The organism is Pontivivens nitratireducens (genome assembly GCF_011290545.1).
GTDB classification, from domain to species: Bacteria; Pseudomonadota; Alphaproteobacteria; order Rhodobacterales; family Rhodobacteraceae; genus Pontivivens; species Pontivivens nitratireducens.
Window position 1 is genome coordinate 422,216 of record NZ_CP049811.1, and the last position, 19,338, is coordinate 441,553.

Genomic DNA, 19,338 nt, shown 5'->3' on the forward strand with positions numbered 1-19,338 from the left:
GAACCTGCACACATGGCATTCAGCGGTGTTTTTGCTGTTTTCCATAGGGGACAGGAACGATAAGCCTGTGGGCAATGTCAGGATGAGGAACGATCCCATGCGCTATATTTCCACACGGGGACAGGCACCGGAGCTGAATTTCGAAGAGGCGATGCTGACCGGACTTGCCCGTGATGGCGGACTGTACGTGCCGGCCGAATGGCCGCAGATGAGCGCGGATGACATCGCCGCGCTGGCCGGATTGCCCTATGAGGAAGTCGCGTTCCGCGTCATGAAACCCTTCGTGGATGAGACGTTCTCCGACGCGGAGTTTCGTGAAATCATCCAGCGCGCCTATGCCGGGTTCGATCACGCCGCCCGCTGCCCCATGGTGCAGACCGGGCCGAACGACTGGTTGCTGGAGCTGCATCACGGCCCAACCCTGGCGTTCAAGGACGTGGCGATGCAGTTGATCGGGCAGATGTTCGAGACGTCGCTGAAACGATCCGGGCAGCGTGTGACCATCGTCGGCGCGACCTCGGGCGATACCGGCTCCGCCGCGATCGAGGCATTTCGCGGGCTGAGTTCTGTGGACGTGTTCATCCTGTATCCGCACGGGCGGGTCAGTGAGGTGCAGCGCCGCCAGATGACCACCCCGGTCGAGGACAACGTGCACGCGTTGGCCGTGGACGGGGATTTCGACACCTGTCAGGCGCTGGTCAAGGACATGTTCAACGATCTGGAATTCCGCGACCGTGTGCGTCTGGCGGGCGTGAACTCGATCAATTGGGCGCGGGTGCTGGCGCAGGCGGTGTACTTCTTCACCGCCGCCGTGTCGCTGGGCGCACCGGCACGCAAGGTCAGCTTTACCGTGCCGACCGGCAATTTCGGAGATATCTTCGCCGGCTACGTCGCCAAGCGGATGGGCCTGCCCATCGACCGGCTGGTGATTGCCACGAACCAGAACGACATCCTGCACCGCACCCTGCAATCGGGCGCGCATGAGAAGGAGGGCGTCGCCCCCTCGATCAGCCCGTCGATGGACATTCAGGTGTCGTCGAATTTCGAACGGCTGCTGTTCGATCTGTATGATCGTGAGGGCAGTGCCATCGCCCAGTTGATGGATGAGTTGAAGGAGAACGGCCAGTTCACGCTGAGCCAGGGCGCGCTGGACCGTCTGCGCGCCGAGTTCGACAGTGGCCGTGCGAGCGAGGAGGAAACCCTCGCAGAAATCCGGCTGATGGCCGAAACCACCGGCCACGTCATCTGTCCCCATTGTGCCGTCGGCACCAAGGTTGCGCGGGAAGCGCACGGGAGCGCCCCCATGGTCACGCTGGCCACCGCCCACGCCGCCAAGTTTCCCGATGCGGTGGAACAGGCCTGCGGCATTCGCCCGGACTTGCCACCCCGGATGGCGGACCTGTATGAACGGCCAGAGCGCCTGACCCGGCTGCCGGGTGAGCTTTCCGCGCTCGAAAAGCATATCGAAGGCACTCTATGACAGTTCAACTGCATCGGCTCCCCAACGGGGTTCGCGTCGTGACGGAACACATGCCAAGCATGAAAAGCGCGACCCTGGGCATCTGGGTCACGGCGGGCGGTCGGCACGAGGCGGCCGATCAGAACGGCATCGCGCATTTTCTGGAACACATGGCGTTCAAGGGCACGGCCAAGCGCAACGCCCTGCAAATCGCCGAGGCGATCGAGGATGTCGGCGGTTACATCAATGCCTATACCAGCCGTGAGATGACCGCCTATTACGCCCGCGTTCTGGCCGAGGATTGCGACCTCGCCTTCGACGTGATCTCGGACATCGTGCTGAACCCTGCCTTCGACGCGCGTGAGATCGAGGTGGAGCGCGGCGTGATCCTGCAGGAGATCGGGCAATCGCACGACACGCCGGATGACGTGATTTTCGACTGGTTGCAGGAAACAGCGTATCCCGAGCAGGCCTTCGGGCGGACCATCCTTGGCCCCAGCGAGCGGGTGAAGGCCTTTGGCCGCGCGGATTTTGAACGGTTCGTGGCACAGCAATACGGGCCGGAAAACCTCATCGTCTCCGCTGCCGGGGGCGTGGATCATGACCGCATCGTGCGCGCCGCAGAGGAAGCATTCGGCCACCTGACCCGCCGCCCGAAACCCGCCGAGGCACCCGCCGCGTTCAAGGGGGGCGAGATGCGCAAGGTCAAGGATCTGGAGCAGGCGCACTTCACCTTCGCGCTGGAAAGCTCCGGCTACCGGGCCGATGATATCTATGACAGCCAAGTCTATGCGATGACGCTGGGCGGCGGCATGTCCTCTCGTCTGTTTCAGGAGGCACGCGAGAAACGCGGCCTGTGCTATTCGATCTTCGCGCAGCCCGGCTCCTATGCCGATACGGGAATGCTGACGATCTATGCCGGCACCAGCAGTCAGGAGATCGAGGGGCTGGCCGAACTGACCATCGACGAATTCCGCCGCAGCACCGAAGACATGAGCGACGTCGAGATCGCCCGTGCCAAGGCGCAGATGAAGGCCGGGCTGTTGATGGGCCTGGAAAGCCCCTCGTCCCGGGCCGAACGCATGGCGCGTATGCTGGCGATCTGGGACCGGGTGCCGTCGCTGGACGAAAGCATCGCTCGGATCGACGCGGTGACGGCGCAAAGCGTGATGGCACATGCTGCGCGTCTGGTCGTGTCGGGCCAGACTGCGATGGCACTGTACGGACCCGTGGACAGGACGCCCGCGCTTGGCGATCTGACGGCACGTCTGGTCGCCTGACACGATGTTCCGGCGTCGCACGGAATTGTTGCTGAAAACCGAGCGTCTGTATCTGCGGCCTCCACGCTTGAGCGATCACATCGACTGGGCAACGTTGCGCCGAGATGGCTACGACTATCTGTATCCGTGGGAGCCGTTGCGCGCCCACGATCACCTCAGCCTGAGCGCGTTCCGAACCCGCACGCACTGGGCCGCCCGGGCGATCAAGGCGGAGCGGGCCGTTCCGCTGTTCGTCTTCCGGGCTGCGGACGGCGTCCTGCTCGGCGCGATCACGCTGGACAATATCCAGCGCGGACCGGCGCAATACGCCACTGTAGGATACTGGATGGGTCAGCAATTCACCGGCCACGGCTATATGTCCGAGGCGCTGCAAGCGGTCGTGGCACATGCCTTCGGCCCGCTGGACCTCAGCCGTGTTCAGGCGGCCACCCTGCCGGAGAACGCGGCCTCGCGCCGGGTTCTGGAAAAGGCGGGTTTTCGGTATGAGGGCGTGGCGCAGAGCTTTCTTCAGATCGCGGGAAAATGGCGCACGCATGTCGTCTACGCCTGCCTGCGACAGGATCGTCGCGGCAGGGGTTAGGGTGCGTCAGGCGCTGCCTGCAACGGAATGCAGCATGGCCGGGTCAATGCCGATGGCGGAAAGGCACTTCTCCCATACATCATCGGGGGCGGTCTCGAACACCAGCTTGGGTGAGGCGTCCACCATCAACCATGAGCTGTCTCGCAGCTCGCTTTCCAACTGTCCGGGACCCCAATTGGAATATCCCAGCGCAAGGACGGCCTGTTCAGGCCCCGCGCCCCCCATCAATTCGCGCAGCACGGCGAAATGACCTGTCATCGAGCACCAGTCGTTCACGTTTAACGTGTTGCAATCCAATGCGTAATCAGGCGAATGCAGCACGAATCCGCGGCTCCGCTCAACCGGGCCGCCGATCATTACCGGAATCTCGGGCACGCTCGGCGCGGGTTCCACATCCATCTGCTCGGCCAGATCCTCGAACGCGACACCCGCGGCGGGCTTGTTGATGACCAGCCCCATCGCGCCGCGATCCGAATGGGTACACAGGAAAATCACTGCGCCCGCGAAACGCGGATCCACCATGCCCGGAGAGGCAACCAGCAGGGTTCCATCGAAAAATGGAGATGCTTTATCTGTGTCATTCATGCCATTCAATCTGTCCCCGGATGGCATAACGTCAAGACAGCCGAGTGCCGCCGATGTGATTTTCCATTCCGTCCCGGATGAGTATTGTTTTTGGACGTACCGCCCTTTGCCTATCGGACCCTATACATGCACAAAGTCGCGATTGCCCTCCTCCTCTCAGCCACGGCCGTGCAGGCGCAGAATGTGAACGCCTATAGCGACGTCACCATTCTGCCGGGCCACATGACGGCGTCGGGGCAGTATCTGGCAGGGGTGCAGATCACCATGGCGCAGGGGTGGAAAACCTATTGGCGTCAACCTGGTGAGGGCGGCCTGCCCCCCGTCTTCGACTGGTCGGGATCCAGCAACGTAACCTCCGCAACAGTTGAATGGCCGGTGCCCGAGGTGTTCGACACTTACGGCCTGCGCTCGCTCGGCTATCACGACAGTGTCGTCTTTCCGATCCTGTTCGACATGTCCGATCCACAGGCCGATGCCCGCTTGCGACTGTCGCTGGACTACGGGCTGTGTTCGGACATCTGCATTCCGGCCCATGCCGAGGCGAGCGCGCTTTTGCCCGCCGGTCAGGTCCACAATGCGGAGGAACTGGCCCGCGCGCGCCGCGACACGACCCGCCAGGCATCCGGGCTGGTGGCCGATTGCGCGGTCGTCCCCGCTGCCGATGCATGGCGGTTGGACGCGACTGTACGGGCGGACCACCCATTGGAACGCGATCTTGTGGCCGTGTTCGAAACCGCCGACCCCAATCTGTGGATTGGCACACCCGATGCGGTGGAACAGGGCGACGGGTTGTTGTTCAGCGCGCCGATGGAATGGTTCGGGGACGGGGCCTTCGCCCTGTCACGTGAGGACATGCGCATCACTCTGATTTCCTCCGGGCGCAGCGCGGTGGAATTGACCGGCTGCTGATCACTTCGCCACGACTGCCCCGGGCCGTGGGGTCAGCAGCGGCACCAGAATCGCCGCAACCACCGCCACCGCGATCAGCGCAGCGGCCAGCAATACGAACAGCGGCACATCGGCGGCACCCAGCGCTGGCCACAAAGCGGGCCGCGCCGCCAGCGCAATCGCCCCGGCTGTCAGTGCAAGGCTGATCCCGGCAGCGCCCATGATTGTCACGCGCACCGCACGCGGCAAGTGACGCCCAAACAGCGCACGCCGCAGGCTACGCGATATTCGCCCCACATCCATCTGGATCGCGATGATCGCAGGCACCACCAGCAGCACCAGGAACATCCCGGCACCCAGTCCGTAGCACAGGGTAATCACGGTGGGTTTGAGGAATTGCGCCTGCAAACTGCTCTCATAGAGCAGGGGCGCCAGGCCCAGAACCGTGGTCAGCGTGGTCAGCATCACCGGCCGCAATCTGTCGGACACAGCATCGACCAGCGCGGGGATCGTGCCACGGGTCCTCGAATATTCGTCGATCGTGGTGATCAGAACGATTGAGTCGTTGATGATGATGCCGGTCATGCCCAGCAGACCGACCACGGTGAACAGGCTCATCGGGACGCCCCACAGGTAATGCCCCCAGATTGTCCCGATCAGTCCGAACGGTATGATCGCCATCACCACGAAAGGCCGCACCCAGCTGGAGAAGACCCAGCACAGCGTCAGATAGATGCCCAGCAGGCACAGCACAAAGCCGACCAGCGCCTCGTTGAGGAAATCACGCTCCTGCTCGGCCAGACCGGTCATCAGGAACTCGACCCCGTATTCGCCCGCGATGCGGGGCAGAACCTCGCTTTGCAGCAGATCCATGACCTCGGCCGCGCGGGCGGGATCGTCCTCGGACATCTGGCCGGTCACGGTGATGACGCGCTGGCCGTTTTCGCGCAACACGGTGGAAAATCCCAGCCGGGTCTGGACCGAGACGACCTCAGACAGGGGCACCCAGTTGCCACCCGGCGTTCTGACACGGGCATCCTGAATGAAATCCGCCGTCAATTCCGCCTCGGGCATCCGCACGGTCACGCTGCCCGAACGCACCCCGGCGGGGAAGGTCAGCGCCTCGATCCCGCCGAGCCGCTGGCGCAGTTCACTGCCGATGCTATCCGTCGTCAGCCCCAGCGCAGCGCCGCGCGGGGTCAGGTCAAGGATCAGTTCGGTCTTGTCATAGGGCAGATCGTCCTCGACCGCTGAAATCACCTCGTACGGGGTCAACGCCGCCTGAAACGCCTCGGACGCCGCCTTGAGCGTCTGCGCATCCGCGCCGAACAGCTCCACCGACAAGCCATCCCCCCCGGGGCCGGAGCCCCAGCGGCGAAAGCTGAGGGTTTCCAGCCTGGGATGACGCACGATCTCATCCTCGATCGCCTGCTGCAAAGTGGCGGCGGAATAGGGGCGATTGTCGGAATCCAGAATCTCGATGGAAATGGATCCGAGCTGATCGGGGTCCTTCTGATCGCTGCCGCTGATGGCCCGCCCGGTATTGCCGCCGATCTGCGTCATCGCGAAGAGGATCGGATCGCGCCCGTATTCCGCCTCGAACCGCTGTCCTACCGCCGTGACGGCACGGTCCAGTTCAACCACCATCGCCTGCGTTTGCGCGCGGGTGGCGCCGTTGACCATCGCGATGTTTCCCGTCAACTCGGCCTGTTCTGGCGAATTGAAAAAGCGCCAGACCACCTCACCCGAGAAAAACAGTGACAGCATATATGCCAGCACCGCGAACGTGCCCGCCAGAACCGGATAGCGCAGGATAACGACCAGCCACATCAGCGGGCGGAACAGGGTGCGGTTCACCTTGTTGAATCCGATATTGAACCAGTAGGAGGGCGCGTCATACCAGCGGACCTTGCTCTGCGCGGACAGGGCATGTCGCATATGCGCGGGCAGGATCAGAAAGCACTCGATCAGGCTGGCCAGCAGGACGACCGACACCGTGAAAGGTATGTCCGCGATCAACGAACCGAACCGCCCGCCGATCACGACCATGGCGGAAAACGCGATGATCGTGGTGATGGTCGAGGACAGCACGGGCAAGCTCATGCGCCGGGCCGCGTTGATCGCGGCGTTCTGGGGCGACTCTCCCAAATGGCGATGCCTGAAATCCGCGTGTTCCCCCACGACGATGGCGTCATCCACCACGATGCCCAGACAGATGATCAGCGCGAACAGCGAAATCATGTTGATGGTGATACCAAAGACGAACATCATCGCCACAGTGGCCAGCATCGCGACGGGAATGCCTGCCGCCACCCAGAATGCCGTGCGCGCCGACAGGAACAGGAACAACAGGACCACGACCAGCGCCAGCCCCATCAGGCCATTGTCCAGCAGGATGTCGATCCGGTCCGAAATCTGCTCGGCCCGCGTGTTGGTCAGGGTGATCGTAACGCCCTCGGGCAGCGTCTGCTCCATCTCGCGCGCCACGCGGTCCACCGTGGCCTGCATCTCGATCGCGTCGCCCTGATTGGACCGATCCACGCGCACAGCGATGGCCGGGTCGGTGCCGACGAAGTAAGCCTGATCGCGGCTGACGCCTTCGTCCGCGACCCGGGCGACATCGCGCACCAGCAGCGCGGTTCCATCGGCCTGCGTGCGCACGGCGATCTGTGAGATTTCCTCGACCGAGCGGCGTTCGACCCCGGTGCGAACACGGGCGGTGCCGCCTGCCACCTCCCCCGCCGGATCGGTTTCCGCGCTGTCGGCGATGGCCTGCGCGATGGCTGACAGGGTCAGGTCGTTGCGGATCAGCGCAGCCTCCGGCACCTCCACCGCGACGGAGGGCGCGGCAAGCCCTGAGATCGTGGTGCGCGTCACCCCCTCACGAAACAGACGGGCCACGAATTCGTCGGCGTAGCGGCCCAGTTGCTGGGCCCCCACCGGGCCGGAGATCACCACATTCGTCACCCTGTCGCGCCAGATACCGCGCCGGATCACCGGGTCGTCCGCATCCGTCGGCAGGGTCGAGACGGAGTTCACGGCCGTTTCCACATCCGCCGCCGCGCGCGCCATGTCCCAGTTCGGCTCGAACTCCATCCGCAAGGTGGCGGAACCTTCGCGCGCCGTTGCACGGGTGCTGATGACCCCCTCCACCGCCAGCAGAACCGGTTCCAGCGGGGCCACGACCGCATTGTCCACGTCCTCCGGCCCTGCCCCGTCCCAGCGGACGGAGACAGACACGCTGTCCACGATCACGTCGGGAAAGAACTGCGCCCTGATCTGGGTCAGCGCCCCCAGCCCCAATGCCACCATCATCACGAGGATCAGGTTCGCGGCGGTCCGATGCCTGACGAAATATGACAGCATGGTCTAGCCCCCCATACGCTGTTCCAGCCGTTCGACCGTGGCGCGGGGCACTTCTTCAGCCTCCAGCGCGGACAGGGTTCGGGCCCGAACATCCGCCGGCATCGCGGTATTGCCCTCGACAAATGCCCGCAGCCGCGCGCGGCGTTCGGGGTCGAGAGATATGGTTCGCGGCAATTCGACGGCGGATTGCTCCTCCTCGACCTGCGAAACGATGGGCGTGATCGCGACACCGGGGCCCAGCTGGGGGCGGACCTCCACCACGTATCGCGCACCCACAGGCGCATCCGCGATGATGACCTCATCGCCCTGCCGGCGCAGCACCTCCACCGCGAACGCCTGCAAACGGTCGTCGGGACCCGCGATCAACAGCTCATTCGTGCTGGTCAACGCCGCTGCGGGCACGGTCGATACGTCGGTCAGCGCAGGCTCGGAAATGGCGATGGCGACGAAATCTCCGGGTCGCAGGACCGCACCCCCCTCAAGGTCCAGCGCGGCGTAGAGCTGTCGTCCGGTCTGACCGGCCGCGACCTCCGCGCCCGAGCGCACGATGCGCCCCGGCACCGCGAACGGCACCCCGTCCAGATCGAGGGAGACCGTGACCGCGGCCTGTGTCAACGCCCCCTCCGCGTCGAGCAAGCGTGCAAACTGCGCGGTCGTGACCTGAAACGCCACCTCCAGCACGGTCGGGTCGATCAGGACGGCCAACTGCTCGTTTTGTGAGACACGGCGGCCCGGAACCGCTGTCACATTCGTCAGCAGCCCATCGAATGGCGCCAGATAACGTGTGTCGGCCAGAGTGCGCTCGGCCTCCTCCAGATCAATGCGGGCACGTGTCAATTCGATTTCGGCCCGATCAATCGCGGCGTCCTGCGACAGCATCGCCTGCCTGCGGGTCAGGACGGTCTGCTCGGCCTGGCTCAGCGCCAGCTCCGCCGTTTCCGTCGTGATCGAGGTTCCGACCCCGCGCTGCTCCAAACCACGCTGACGTTCCAGTGCCGCCGCCCGCAAAGTGCGCTGCGAAACGGCGGCGGCCAACTCGTCATCAGCCAGTTCGCGGGCCGCGATGGCCTGCGACAGCGCGGCCGAGGCCTCCTGCACGGCGGCGGCGGCCCGGTTTCGCGCGGCGGTGGCATCGGCGGGGTCTATCTCGAACAACAGATCGCCCTGGGCCACGGAGGCCCCATTGCGAAAATCCGCAGCCAGATCGGTCAGCACACCGCCTGTAGCGGCGCGAAGCTCCAGAACACGGGCGCCCTCAACCTCACCATAGCTGGAAATCACGGGATGGGCCGTTTGCCGCGTTATCTGCTCCAGGGACACCGCGAACGTCCTCTCGCGCCCCGACGCACCACGCGGGCGACCACCTGCTTCATCGGCACTGCGCGACTGAACGATCTGCACGATTCCAATACCGACCAGACCCAGGGTCAGGCACAGCAACATCAGCGCGACCAGACTGCGCAGAACAAATCGCATGACATCTCCGATGCGAAGGGCAAACCATCGATCCGTGCCCTTATGCCTTCAGCTTTCCTGCCCATCCCGCGACCGGAACATCATTTCCGGCGAAGATGTTCCTGCAGCCGGGGCATGATCTCGACGAAGTTACAGGGCATGTGGCGGTAATCCAGTTGATGGACCAGGATTTCATCCCATCCATCCTTGCACGCGCCGGGTGAGCCGGGAAGCGCGAACAGATACGTGCCCTGCGCCACGCCGCCGCAGGCCCGCGACTGCACGGCGGAGGTGCCGATCTTGCGGACGGAAATCATGGTGAACAGGGTCGCGAAGGCGTCGATCTGTTTTTCATAGACCTCGCGGTGCGCCTCAACCGTCACATCACGGCCCGTCAGGCCCGTACCGCCGGTGGAGATGATGACGTCGATGTCATCCTCGGCGATCCATTCGCGCAAGCGGGCCACGATTGCATCGCGGTCGTCCTGAACGATATCGCGCGCCGCCAACGTGTGACCCGCCGCAGCAATGCGCGCGACCAGAGTATCCCCCGACCGGTCATCGGCGGGGGTGCGAGTATCCGATACCGTCAACACCGCAATGCGGACAGGGACGAAGTCACGTTCAGCCATGTGTATCCAACCTCGATTTCAGCATCTGCAAATCCTGCCAGGCCGACCGTTTGTGCAGCCCGTTTCGCAGCAAGGCGGCCGGATGGAACGAGGCGATGGCCGCTATGCCCCCGACCTCGCGCCATTGTCCCCGCATTGCGGTGATCCCGCGATCCGTCTCATACAAGGTCTTCATCGCGGCATTTCCCAGCAGCAGCAGGCAATCGGGCGCAGCCAGGGCGATATGACGCAACAGGAATGGCTTCATCATCGCCATTTCATCCTTGCCGGGGTCGCGGTTCGCAGGGGGGCGCCATGGCAGGACGTTGGTGATATAGACGCCGCCGTTTGGGCTATCGTCCGATCTGTCGCGACCGATCGCGGCCAGCATCCTGTCCAGCAATTGACCCGAGCGCCCGACAAAGGGTTTGCCCTCGCGGTCCTCATCCTTGCCTGGGGCCTCGCCTACGATCATCAGCCGGGCGGCGGGGTGGCCGTCGCTGAACACGAGGTTTCGCGCGCCCTGTTTCAGGATGCAGCCGTCGAAGCCCGCCATCGCGCTGCGCAGTTCGGCCAGTGTCGCGGCTCTGCCGGCAAGCTGTCGGGCCTGCTCCACCAGCTGGGCGTGATCGTCATCCTGTTTCGGCGCGTGCCGCCGTTGTGACGTATCAAGGCGGGGGGCGTCAGCTTGGCGAGTGGCCGGTTCCGACGGTGGGGGCGCGGCATAGCGATCGACAGGTACGTCGCCAACAGCCGCGTCCACGCCCAGCTCGACCTGCCAGGCAAGCGCGGCGAGCAAGGCTTCCGGATCGGTATTGTCCACGGCGCGAATCCCCTCTGTCGTCAGGTGACCTTACCGCGCCCCGTGATCAGTCCACAATCGTGCCGCGTTCATTGCAGCGATCAAGCCAGGCAAGGGTCGCCACGTGCGTCTCCGGCACTTTCTTGCGAATCAGGTGCATGAAGCCCAGCGTCGCGATGGCCGTGATGTCTGCAACGGTGAAGCGATCGGTGGCCAGCCACTCCTTGTCTTTCAGACTGTTCTCAAGCCATGTCAGGCCCGCATCCACGCGGCTGTCATTCGCAGCGGCCCATTCGGGGCATTGATCACCGTGTTCCAGACTGGCCATCGCCGGGATGCCATGCCGCGCAACGGCGGCGACGGGCGTCATCAAATGGAATTCGACGCGCCGGCTCCACATCTCGACCTTCGCGGCCTCCAGCGGGTCGCGACCCATCAGGTTCGGCTCGGGGTGCAGCGCTTCGAGATAGCGGCAGATCGCGACGGTTTCCGTCAGCACGGTTCCATCGTCGAGTTCGAGGGCAGGCACGTGGTGGGATCCGACCTTTGCCTGATAGTCCGCGCTGAATTGCGTTCCGGCCATGATGTCGATGTTCGAGCGGGGCAGGTCGATCCCCTTCTCGGCCATGAATATCCGCACCCGGCGCGGGTTGGGGGCGCGGGGCGTATCGTAAAGCAATTTCGGCTCTGGCAGTGTCATGACTATCCTCCATCAGTTTGCGCCGATCAAAGACACGAAAAAGCCCCGGCGCAAGTCCGGGGCTTCGTTTCGTAACGTCTCAGAAAATATAGCCGGGATCAGTTCGCTTCAAATTCCGGCATTGCCTCCAGCGATTCCTCGGTTGCGTTCACGTAGATGCGAACTTCACCGTCGGTGTCGGTCATGACGCTCAAATCATCGAGCGGTACGAGCACCTGCTTCTCACCAAGCCCAAGGAAGCCGCCGACCTCGATCAGGACGCCGTTCTCCATCACGTCGCCCACTTCGCCGACATTTTCATCATTGGCGCCATAGACCTCGGCACCGATCAGATCGTCCTGCGTCAGGCTGGCGATATCGACCTCGGAGAAGCCCTCCATGGGGTTGTCCATCGCCTCAAGGTTTTCCTCGGTCGCGGCGACGGTCTCATCCATCGATTCCTCGACATTCGTTGCCAGTTGACCGGTTTCCTCAGCGATGGCGTCACCGGTGTTTTCCAGCGTGTCGCCAGCATTTTCCAGCGTGTCACCGGTCGACTCGGCCATGTCGTCCACCTCGTCCATGGCCTCATCGGTCATGGCTTCGGTATCGGAGACGATTTCGGTCTCGACCTCGCGTGTCTCGACATCTGCTTCGGCGGAGAGTTCGCTGTCGACTTCAGCGTCAATCGCGCCGGGTGCAGTCGTCTGCGTGTCGGTATCACCGTTTTCCATCGTGTTCGGAATATCGTCGGAGACATCGGTCGCCGTGGTGTCCACTTCCATTGCAGGGGTGAACGTCGGCGCGGCTTCAAGCGCCTCCGCCGTTGTGGTCACAACGATGAACCAGTCATCGGCATCGGCCCCGTCGGATACGAAACGCAGATCGTCCATGGATACGGCGACGTCCTTCTCACCCATTCCAAGGAAGCCTCCGACGCCCAACACGACACCCTCGATGGATCCATCGCGCGATACGATCACGTCGTTGATCTCACCGATGTCGTCCCACTCGGTTTCCATGCCTGCCGAATAGGTGATCTCCTCATCGGTTTCGGTTGCGTAGACACGCGCGCCCAGCAGATTGGACGCCATCAGCGCGTCTGCCTCGGCGCTCTGGATATACTCTACAGATGCGGATTGGGCATATGCGGTTGTCGTCATCGCAAGTGCCACGGCGGTCGTCATAAGAAACTTTTTCATGGTATATACCTCAAATTGGCTGCGTGAAATCTGAAAGGGGCTCTCCCCACACAGTGATCCAACTCGCAACCCGCATTGAGGTTTCATCTCGAGGTTTCATATCAACAAAAATACCTATCCCGCAGGGCGGGATAGGCGGTTTTACGCTCAACTGGGCCTTGAACAGCCCAAATGTTCTGTTCAGCCGGTTTCAGCCGTTCACGGCATCCTCGAAGGTCCGCAGCCCTGTTCTGGGCGCACAGACCAGCACAGCCATGTTTCCTGGCTTATGCTCGTTGCGCAGCATCTTGGTATGTGCGGCGGGCAGTTCGCTCCACTCGAACACCTCGGACATGCAGGGGTCCAGGCGCTGCTCTACCATCAACTGATTGGCGGAACTGGCCTGCTTGAGGTTGGCGAAGTGGCTGCCCTGCACACGTTTCTGATGCATCCACAGATAGCGCACGTCAAAGGTCAGGTTATAGCCGGTGGTCCCGGCGCAGATCACGACCATGCCGCCACGCTTCACCACGAAGACCGATACCGGGAACGTGCTTTCGCCCGGATGCTCGAACACCATGTCGACGTTGTTGCCCTTGCCGGTGATCTCCCAGATCGCCTTGCCGAACTTGCGCGTCTCGTTGAACCAGTCCTTGTATTCAGGCGTGTTCACTGTCGGCATCTGGCCCCAGCAGTTGAAGTCCTTGCGGTTGATAACGCCCTTGGCGCCCAGCCCCATTACGAACTCACGCTTGCTTTCGTCCGAAATCACGCCGATCGCGTTGGCGCCTGCCGTGTTGATCAACTGGATCGCATAGGAGCCGAGACCCCCCGAAGCCCCCCAGACCAGAACGTTCTGACCGGGGCGCAGCTCATGCGGGGCATGACCGAACAACATGCGGTAAGCAGTGGCCAGGGTCAGGGTATAGCAGGCCGCTTCCTCCCACGTCAGGTGCTTGGGGCGCGGCATCAACTGTTGCGACTGCACATTGGTGAACTGCGCGAAGGACCCGTCCGGGGTCTCGTAGCCCCAGATGCGCTGGCTCGGAGACATCATGGGGTCGCCGCCATTGCACTCCTCATCATCGCCGTCGTCCTGGTTGCAGTGAATGACGACCTCGTCACCGACCTTCCACCGCTTTACCTTGTCGCCCACGGCCCAAACGATGCCGGACGCGTCGGAGCCCGCGATGTGGTAGGGTGCGCCATGACCGTCGAACGGGCTGATCGGCGTGCCGAGGCCCGCCCACACGCCATTGTAGTTGACGCCGGCGGCCATCACGAGGACCAGCACCTCGTTGCTGTCGAGCACGGGCGTATCGACGGTTTCGAGGGCAAAGGCCTTATCAGGCTCGCCATGACGCTCACGCCGGATGGTCCAGGCGTACATCTGCTTGGGCACATGTCCGAGGGGCGGAAACTCGCCCATTTCGTACAAATCCTTCACCGGGCGGTTCTCCGGATCGGCGGCAGGGTTGGTTTCCGTCTGAACCATGCAACGTTCCCTTCGGGCTGTGCGCAATTTAGTTGCGCAATAAAAATACGTTTGTGAGTTACGATATGGAATGAGATTGCGCGGTAAGCAAGCGAATTTTTAGGTGCGGTGCACAAAAAATCCGGCGTATGGCCTGTTCGTCACGATCCGGGCTCACCCGCACGCCAGCGTGTGGCCCGACGCTCGAACAGATTGATGACCGTCCATTCCAGAACCAGGACAAAGGCAACGAAACTCACCGCATAGGCCATGACGTAGCCGATCTCGAACAACTGAAAATAAAGGTGAATTTGAAATCCGACGCCGTTGCTGCGTCCCAGAAACTCCACCACCAGAACGATCTTCCAGATGATGGCCAGGCCGTTGCGCGTGCTCGCCGCGATATAGGGCCACAGCTGCGGAATGGTGACGTGGCGGAACGTGTCGAGCGATGACATCTGGAACGACCGCGCCATGTCGCGCAATCTGGGGTCGAGGGCGCGGGTCCCCTCGCGAATCGTGACGGCCACCATTGCCGTCTTGTTCAGGGCCACGGCGGTGATCGCCGCAACCTCGTTCAGACCGATCCACAGATAGCACAGCACGATCACCACCAGCGCGGGGATGTTCAGGAACACCACCAGCCAGATGCCGAACCACCGATCCAGCGCGGGGGAGCGTCCCAGAACGACCCCGATGCCAAGACCCAGCGCCATTGCCAGCGCGAACGCCGCCGCCACCCGCCCGATGGTGGCGATCATGTGATAGGCCAGATCGCCCGATGCGGCCTCACGCCGAACGATGCTCCACACCTCCAGCGGCATGGGCAGCACATCGGGATCCCCCTTGAGCCAGGCAAGGACGGTCCACAGGATCATCAGCCCGATCAGGGACAGGGCGGTGACGATACCATTTGTTCGGAACAGGTCGCGGATCATGCCGAAATCCTTCCATGAATGCCGCGCCATCCCAATGGCTAACTGCACCTTTGATACCTAAGTCGCATAGGACAACGCGCAGGGGGCACCTAGACATGATCCATGCGCATTCTTCGCCTCGCCCTCAGCCTCGTGCTGCTTGCCATGACCCCCGCCCACGCAGAGCCGCAGCCGCTGGAGCGTGAGGTCATCGCCTCATATATCGCACCGCCGATGTCGCTGGGGGAAAGCCTGGGCGACAACGGGGTCTGGCAATTGCTCAATTCCGGTGGGGCGGAGGCCGGATTCGTTTTCGAGACAGAACCGATGGCCCCGCTGCCCGGATTCTCCGGGGCTGCGATCAACCTGCTGGTCGTTCTGGATCTGGAGGGGCGCTTTCTGGACGTGAAGCTGATCTCGCATAACGAGCCGATCTTCGTATCCGGGTTGGGCGAGGCACCGTTCCACAAGTTCTTTGAGCAATATCGCGGCCTCTCGATTTCCGACAGCCTCGTCGTGGGCAGTCCCTATGGCAGCGGCGCGGACGGATCCGCGCTGGTCTATCTGGACGGCGTGACCAAGGCGACGGCCTCGGTCCGCATCGCGCATGAGAGCATCATGGCCGCCGCCCTGAACGTCGCGCGCGAAAAGATGAGCGGCATCGCAACCGGCCCCCCCGCCTATCCGAACCCCGACCATGTCGAGGGATTGAGCTGGAACGATCTGGTCGCGCAGGGTCTCGTCTCGCATCTTGCCGTGACCAATGCGCAGGTGGATGCGGAATTCACCGGCACGATCTGGGAATATGACGATCCGCAAGGGCGGGCCGATCCGCAGGGGCTGTACCTCGACCTGTGGGCCATCGATATCGGGCCGCCCTCGGTCGCGCGCGCGGTTCTGGACCCGGGCACGTTCGAGGACCTGCAACAATTCATGCAACTTTCCCCCACGGATGAACCCGTGCTACTGATCGAAACGGCGCGGCACGGTCTGGTAACGGAGGAGTTCGTGCGCAACACCTCCCCCGATCTGATCAGCGCCGAACAGGGCGGGTTTCCCATTGCCTTTCGCGATGCCGATCTGTTCATCCAGTTGCACCCCGATCTGCCGACCGAACTGCAAGACGGAACCGCGTTGATCCTGCGAACCGACCGGCGGCTGGGCTTCGACCCCACGACCGAATGGCAGTTGAACATCGCCAGTCTGCGCGAGCATGGCATGTTCCAGCCCGAAATCGGCACCATCACGTTGAGCACGGCGGTTTCGACGGATGAGCGGTTTTTCCTGCGACCGCAGACCCCCACGGCCCGACCGCCCTGGGTCGATGCTATCCGCAACCGCTCTACCGACCTGATCATCCTGACAGTGTTTCTGGTGGGACTGATCGGCGTTCTGGGACTTCGCCTGAACAGGCTGGCCGGACACCGATATTTCACGCCGATCCGGCTTGGCATTCTGGCCTTCGTGACGGTTTTCATCGGCTGGTGGGGTCAGGGGCAATTGTCCATCGCCACACCGCTGGCTGTGATCCGCACCGCCCAGTCCGGGGGGGCTTTCGGGTTCCTGCTCTACGATCCTTTCTCGCTCGTGATCTGGATCGTGACGATTCTGGGCTTCGTCTTGTGGGGGCGGGGCCTGTTCTGCGGCTGGCTGTGCCCGTTCGGCGCATTGCAGGAGTTCGCGCACCATATCGGTCGGTTCCTGAAACTGCCGCAGATCGAGCCGACGCCCGCATGGGACAATCGCCTGAAATGGATCAAGTATGTCGTGCTGGCCGCATTGATCACGCTGATTTTCACCGCTCCGGCGCGGCTGGACAAGGCGATAGAGGTCGAACCGTTCAAGACCGCAATCACCACATTCTTCATCCGCGAATGGTATTACGTGGCCTATGCCGTGGGGCTGCTGTTGCTGTCCATGGTACTGTTCAAGGGATTCTGCCGCTATGTCTGCCCGCTGGGCGCCGTGATGGCGATCGGCGGGTTGTTGCGCGGGCGCAAGTGGATCGAGCGGCGTCCAGATTGCGGATCGCCCTGTCAGCTTTGCAAGGTGAAGTGCAAATACGGCGCGATCAAAAAAACCGGGGAGATTCAGTATTCGGAATGTTTTCAATGCCTCGATTGCGTGACCATTCACGATGACCCGAGAAAATGCGTTCCGCTGATCGTGCAGGCCAAGAAAGCCCGCGCCCGATCACAGGAGGTTCCGGCATGAGGCTTACCCGTCGCAGGTTCCTGACCATCGCCGCCGCCGCTGCGGCCGCGCCGGGCCATGCTGTCGCGGCGCAGTCGTGGCGGGGTCGGGCGCTGGGCGCGGATGTCAGTCTGACCATCGACGGCCCGCGTGACGTTGCCGAACGCGCCATCGCGGAAATACCGCCACTGCTGGGCGAGGTCGAGCGGCTGTTCAGCCTCTACGATCCATCCTCGGCTCTTTCGACGCTGAACCGTACCGGAACACTCGCCCCCCACGACCCGCGATTCATGGAACTGGTTGCCGTTGCGGACCGTGGTCACCGGATGACCCAGGGCCTGTTCGATCCGTCGGTGCAGCCGCTGTGGCTGGCAATGGCGCAGGGGGAAGACTTGGACGGAGCCGCGCAGGCGGTCGGATGGGACAGGGTGCGCTGGAACGATTCCCATATTAGCCTAGCGGCAGGTCAGGCGCTGACCTTCAACGGTATCGCGCAGGGCTTCGCGACCGATCTGGTTACCGCCCGGCTGAAAGCACTGGGTCTGCGTGAGGCGCTGGTCAATATCGGTGAGTACAGCGCCCTGGGCGGACCTTGGCGATTGGGTCTGCATGATCCCAACTTCGGGGTGCTGGGGATGCGCACAATCCGAAACTCCGCGATCGCGACTTCCAGCCCGTCAGCCATGCAGGTTGGACACCGGCAGCATATCCTGCATCCGGCGGGGGGCGCGTTGTGGTCTACGGTCTCGGTCGAAGCGGCGAATGCCACGCTGGCCGACTGCCTGTCCACCGCGCTGTGCCTCGCGCCGATGTCGTTGATACGGCAGGTTCGGCAGATGGACGGCGTTCAGCGCATCACGCTGGTCGATCCGGATGGAAACCTGACCAGCGTTTGATCTGCCAGCCGCTGATCCGCCACCCGCGGGTCTACCAGTCTGTGGTCCGCCAGTCTGGGCTCCGTCAAACTCAGATCGTCAGGCCTCTGCCTCGCGGATCATGACAGATACAACCCTTTGCGCACGAAAAAGGGCGCCGGATCGCTCCGGCGCCCTTTCGCTGCAAGAACAATCAGGCTGCCGCCGTCACCGCGCGGCCGGTCATGACCTTGATCAGATGTGCGCGATAGTCGGCACTGCCGTGCAGATCCGCGATCAAGTTGCTGTCATCGACCTGCAAGCCGGAAACCGCATCGGCGGAGAAGTTCGCGGACAGCGCCTGTTCCGCCTCCGCCCACCGGAACACGCCCTCATTCGAGGCACCGGTAACCGCCACCCGCACGCCGTCGCCGTATTTGGCAACGAACACCGCCACCAGGGGGAAGCGTGACGCGGGCTGGATGAACTTTTGGTAATTTGCCTTCTCGGGCACTGGGAAGGACACGCCGGTGACGATCTCCCCCTCCTCCAGCGCGGTCACGAACATGCCCTGAAAGTAATCGTCGGCAGCGATTTCACGCGTGTTGGTGATGATCGTGGCCCCCGAACCCAGCGCCGCGGCGGGATAGCACGCCGAGGGGTCGTTGTTGGCCAGCGATCCCCCGATCGTGCCCCGGTTGCGAACCGCCGGATCCCCGATACGCGAGGCAAGGTCGGCCAGCGCGGGGTAAGCCTGCCCCACCGACGCGGCCACGGTCGCATGGGTGACCGCCCCACCGATGCGCACGGTTCCGCCGCTCGCCTCGATGCCCTGCATCTCCGGTATTTTGGTGAGGGAAACCAGCGTGGAGGGTGCCGCCAGCCGCTGTTTCAACGTGGGGATCAGGGTCTGCCCCCCGCTCAAGGGTTGCGCCTCCTCAGCCTGCAAAGCGGTGACGGCATCCGCCACCGATGTCGGACATTCTATATCAAATGCATACATATCCGCTCTCC

At 63.1% G+C, this 19,338-nt stretch carries 16 protein-coding genes; 6 read left to right on the plus strand and 10 right to left on the minus strand.

Going from position 1 to position 19,338, the window contains the following annotated elements; translation table 11 throughout:
* Positions 1–97 precede the first annotated feature (97 nt).
* The 3 genes from thrC to G8E03_RS02085 are packed head-to-tail and all read left to right on the plus strand — an operon-like array spanning position 98 to position 3,319.
* Positions 98–1,480 carry a threonine synthase gene (gene thrC, locus G8E03_RS02075; protein WP_166188103.1) on the plus strand — a complete coding sequence of 461 codons (1,383 nt, stop codon included), beginning with the start codon at positions 98–100 and terminating at the stop codon, positions 1,478–1,480.
* Positions 1,477–2,739 (plus strand): M16 family metallopeptidase, encoded by a 1,263-nt coding sequence (locus G8E03_RS02080; RefSeq protein ID WP_166188107.1) that lies wholly within the window; start codon positions 1,477–1,479, stop codon positions 2,737–2,739. Before thrC ends, G8E03_RS02080 begins: the two co-directional genes overlap by 4 nt.
* 4 nt (positions 2,740–2,743) lie before the next feature.
* The gene (locus tag G8E03_RS02085; RefSeq protein ID WP_166188111.1) at positions 2,744–3,319 is read left to right on the plus strand and encodes a GNAT family N-acetyltransferase; all 576 of its coding nucleotides are present in this window, start codon (positions 2,744–2,746) and stop codon (positions 3,317–3,319) included.
* A gap of 6 nt (positions 3,320–3,325) precedes the next feature.
* On the opposite strand, the gene G8E03_RS02090 is transcribed toward G8E03_RS02085, so the two are convergent.
* Entirely contained in the window at positions 3,326–3,904 is a 579-nt protein-coding gene (locus G8E03_RS02090) for a YqgE/AlgH family protein (protein WP_166188115.1), read from the minus strand.
* 126 nt (positions 3,905–4,030) lie between these two features.
* Between G8E03_RS02090 and G8E03_RS02095 the strand changes: the two genes are divergently transcribed.
* Positions 4,031–4,813 carry a protein-disulfide reductase DsbD domain-containing protein gene (locus G8E03_RS02095; RefSeq protein WP_166188120.1) on the plus strand — a complete coding sequence of 261 codons (783 nt, stop codon included), beginning with the start codon at positions 4,031–4,033 and terminating at the stop codon, positions 4,811–4,813.
* Here the strand turns inward: G8E03_RS02095 and G8E03_RS02100 are convergent, their stop codons facing one another.
* From G8E03_RS02100 to G8E03_RS02135, 8 genes are all read right to left on the minus strand, one after another.
* Positions 4,814–8,158, minus strand: coding sequence for an efflux RND transporter permease subunit (locus G8E03_RS02100; RefSeq protein ID WP_166188125.1), 3,345 nt, complete (start codon positions 8,156–8,158; stop codon positions 4,814–4,816).
* A 3-nt stretch (positions 8,159–8,161) separates the two neighbouring features.
* Positions 8,162–9,634: an efflux RND transporter periplasmic adaptor subunit gene (locus G8E03_RS02105; protein ID WP_166188129.1), complete on the minus strand. Its 1,473-nt coding sequence runs from the start codon at positions 9,632–9,634 to the stop codon at positions 8,162–8,164.
* Between the two features lie 80 nt (positions 9,635–9,714).
* Complete coding sequence (gene moaB, locus G8E03_RS02110; RefSeq protein WP_166188133.1) at positions 9,715–10,245, minus strand: molybdenum cofactor biosynthesis protein B; 531 nt, start codon at positions 10,243–10,245, stop codon at positions 9,715–9,717.
* Complete coding sequence (locus G8E03_RS02115; RefSeq protein WP_166188136.1) at positions 10,238–11,047, minus strand: uracil-DNA glycosylase; 810 nt, start codon at positions 11,045–11,047, stop codon at positions 10,238–10,240. The genes moaB and G8E03_RS02115 overlap by 8 nt, the downstream gene beginning before the upstream one ends.
* A gap of 46 nt (positions 11,048–11,093) precedes the next feature.
* Entirely contained in the window at positions 11,094–11,726 is a 633-nt protein-coding gene (locus G8E03_RS02120) for a glutathione S-transferase family protein (RefSeq protein WP_166188139.1), read from the minus strand.
* 98 nt (positions 11,727–11,824) lie between these two features.
* A complete protein-coding gene (locus G8E03_RS02125) occupies positions 11,825–12,907 on the minus strand; it encodes a PRC-barrel domain-containing protein (RefSeq protein ID WP_166188143.1) in 1,083 nt (360 codons plus the stop codon).
* Positions 12,908–13,097: 190 nt separating this feature from the next.
* Positions 13,098–14,381: a crotonyl-CoA carboxylase/reductase gene (ccrA, locus tag G8E03_RS02130; protein ID WP_166188146.1), complete on the minus strand. Its 1,284-nt coding sequence runs from the start codon at positions 14,379–14,381 to the stop codon at positions 13,098–13,100.
* A 140-nt stretch (positions 14,382–14,521) separates the two neighbouring features.
* Positions 14,522–15,298 (minus strand): ABC transporter permease, encoded by a 777-nt coding sequence (locus tag G8E03_RS02135; RefSeq protein ID WP_166188149.1) that lies wholly within the window; start codon positions 15,296–15,298, stop codon positions 14,522–14,524.
* A 102-nt stretch (positions 15,299–15,400) separates the two neighbouring features.
* Here G8E03_RS02135 and G8E03_RS02140 point away from each other — a divergent pair, with 102 nt between their 5' ends.
* Positions 15,401–17,491 (plus strand): 4Fe-4S binding protein, encoded by a 2,091-nt coding sequence (locus G8E03_RS02140; RefSeq protein WP_166188152.1) that lies wholly within the window; start codon positions 15,401–15,403, stop codon positions 17,489–17,491.
* The gene (locus G8E03_RS02145) at positions 17,488–18,366 is read left to right on the plus strand and encodes an FAD:protein FMN transferase (RefSeq protein ID WP_166188155.1); all 879 of its coding nucleotides are present in this window, start codon (positions 17,488–17,490) and stop codon (positions 18,364–18,366) included. The genes G8E03_RS02140 and G8E03_RS02145 overlap by 4 nt, the downstream gene beginning before the upstream one ends.
* Positions 18,367–18,538: 172 nt before the next feature.
* Here G8E03_RS02145 and G8E03_RS02150 read toward each other — a convergent pair whose 3' ends face one another.
* Positions 18,539–19,327 carry an FAD binding domain-containing protein gene (locus G8E03_RS02150; RefSeq protein ID WP_166188158.1) on the minus strand — a complete coding sequence of 263 codons (789 nt, stop codon included), beginning with the start codon at positions 19,325–19,327 and terminating at the stop codon, positions 18,539–18,541.
* Positions 19,328–19,338 lie beyond the last annotated feature (11 nt).

Coding starts and splice junctions, on each gene's coding strand:
- G8E03_RS02140 (WP_166188152.1), top strand. CDS start 15,401: ATGCGCATTCTTCGCCTCGCCCTCAGCCTCGTGCTGCTTGCCATGACC.
- G8E03_RS02135 (WP_166188149.1), bottom strand. CDS start 15,298: ATGATCCGCGACCTGTTCCGAACAAATGGTATCGTCACCGCCCTGTCC.
- G8E03_RS02085 (WP_166188111.1), top strand. CDS start 2,744: ATGTTCCGGCGTCGCACGGAATTGTTGCTGAAAACCGAGCGTCTGTAT.
- G8E03_RS02095 (WP_166188120.1), top strand. CDS start 4,031: ATGCACAAAGTCGCGATTGCCCTCCTCCTCTCAGCCACGGCCGTGCAG.
- G8E03_RS02145 (WP_166188155.1), top strand. CDS start 17,488: ATGAGGCTTACCCGTCGCAGGTTCCTGACCATCGCCGCCGCCGCTGCG.
- G8E03_RS02120 (WP_166188139.1), bottom strand. CDS start 11,726: ATGACACTGCCAGAGCCGAAATTGCTTTACGATACGCCCCGCGCCCCC.
- G8E03_RS02100 (WP_166188125.1), bottom strand. CDS start 8,158: ATGCTGTCATATTTCGTCAGGCATCGGACCGCCGCGAACCTGATCCTC.
- moaB (WP_166188133.1), bottom strand. CDS start 10,245: ATGGCTGAACGTGACTTCGTCCCTGTCCGCATTGCGGTGTTGACGGTA.
- G8E03_RS02090 (WP_166188115.1), bottom strand. CDS start 3,904: ATGAATGACACAGATAAAGCATCTCCATTTTTCGATGGAACCCTGCTG.
- thrC (WP_166188103.1), top strand. CDS start 98: ATGCGCTATATTTCCACACGGGGACAGGCACCGGAGCTGAATTTCGAA.
- G8E03_RS02125 (WP_166188143.1), bottom strand. CDS start 12,907: ATGAAAAAGTTTCTTATGACGACCGCCGTGGCACTTGCGATGACGACA.
- G8E03_RS02150 (WP_166188158.1), bottom strand. CDS start 19,327: ATGTATGCATTTGATATAGAATGTCCGACATCGGTGGCGGATGCCGTC.
- G8E03_RS02105 (WP_166188129.1), bottom strand. CDS start 9,634: ATGCGATTTGTTCTGCGCAGTCTGGTCGCGCTGATGTTGCTGTGCCTG.
- G8E03_RS02080 (WP_166188107.1), top strand. CDS start 1,477: ATGACAGTTCAACTGCATCGGCTCCCCAACGGGGTTCGCGTCGTGACG.
- ccrA (WP_166188146.1), bottom strand. CDS start 14,381: ATGGTTCAGACGGAAACCAACCCTGCCGCCGATCCGGAGAACCGCCCG.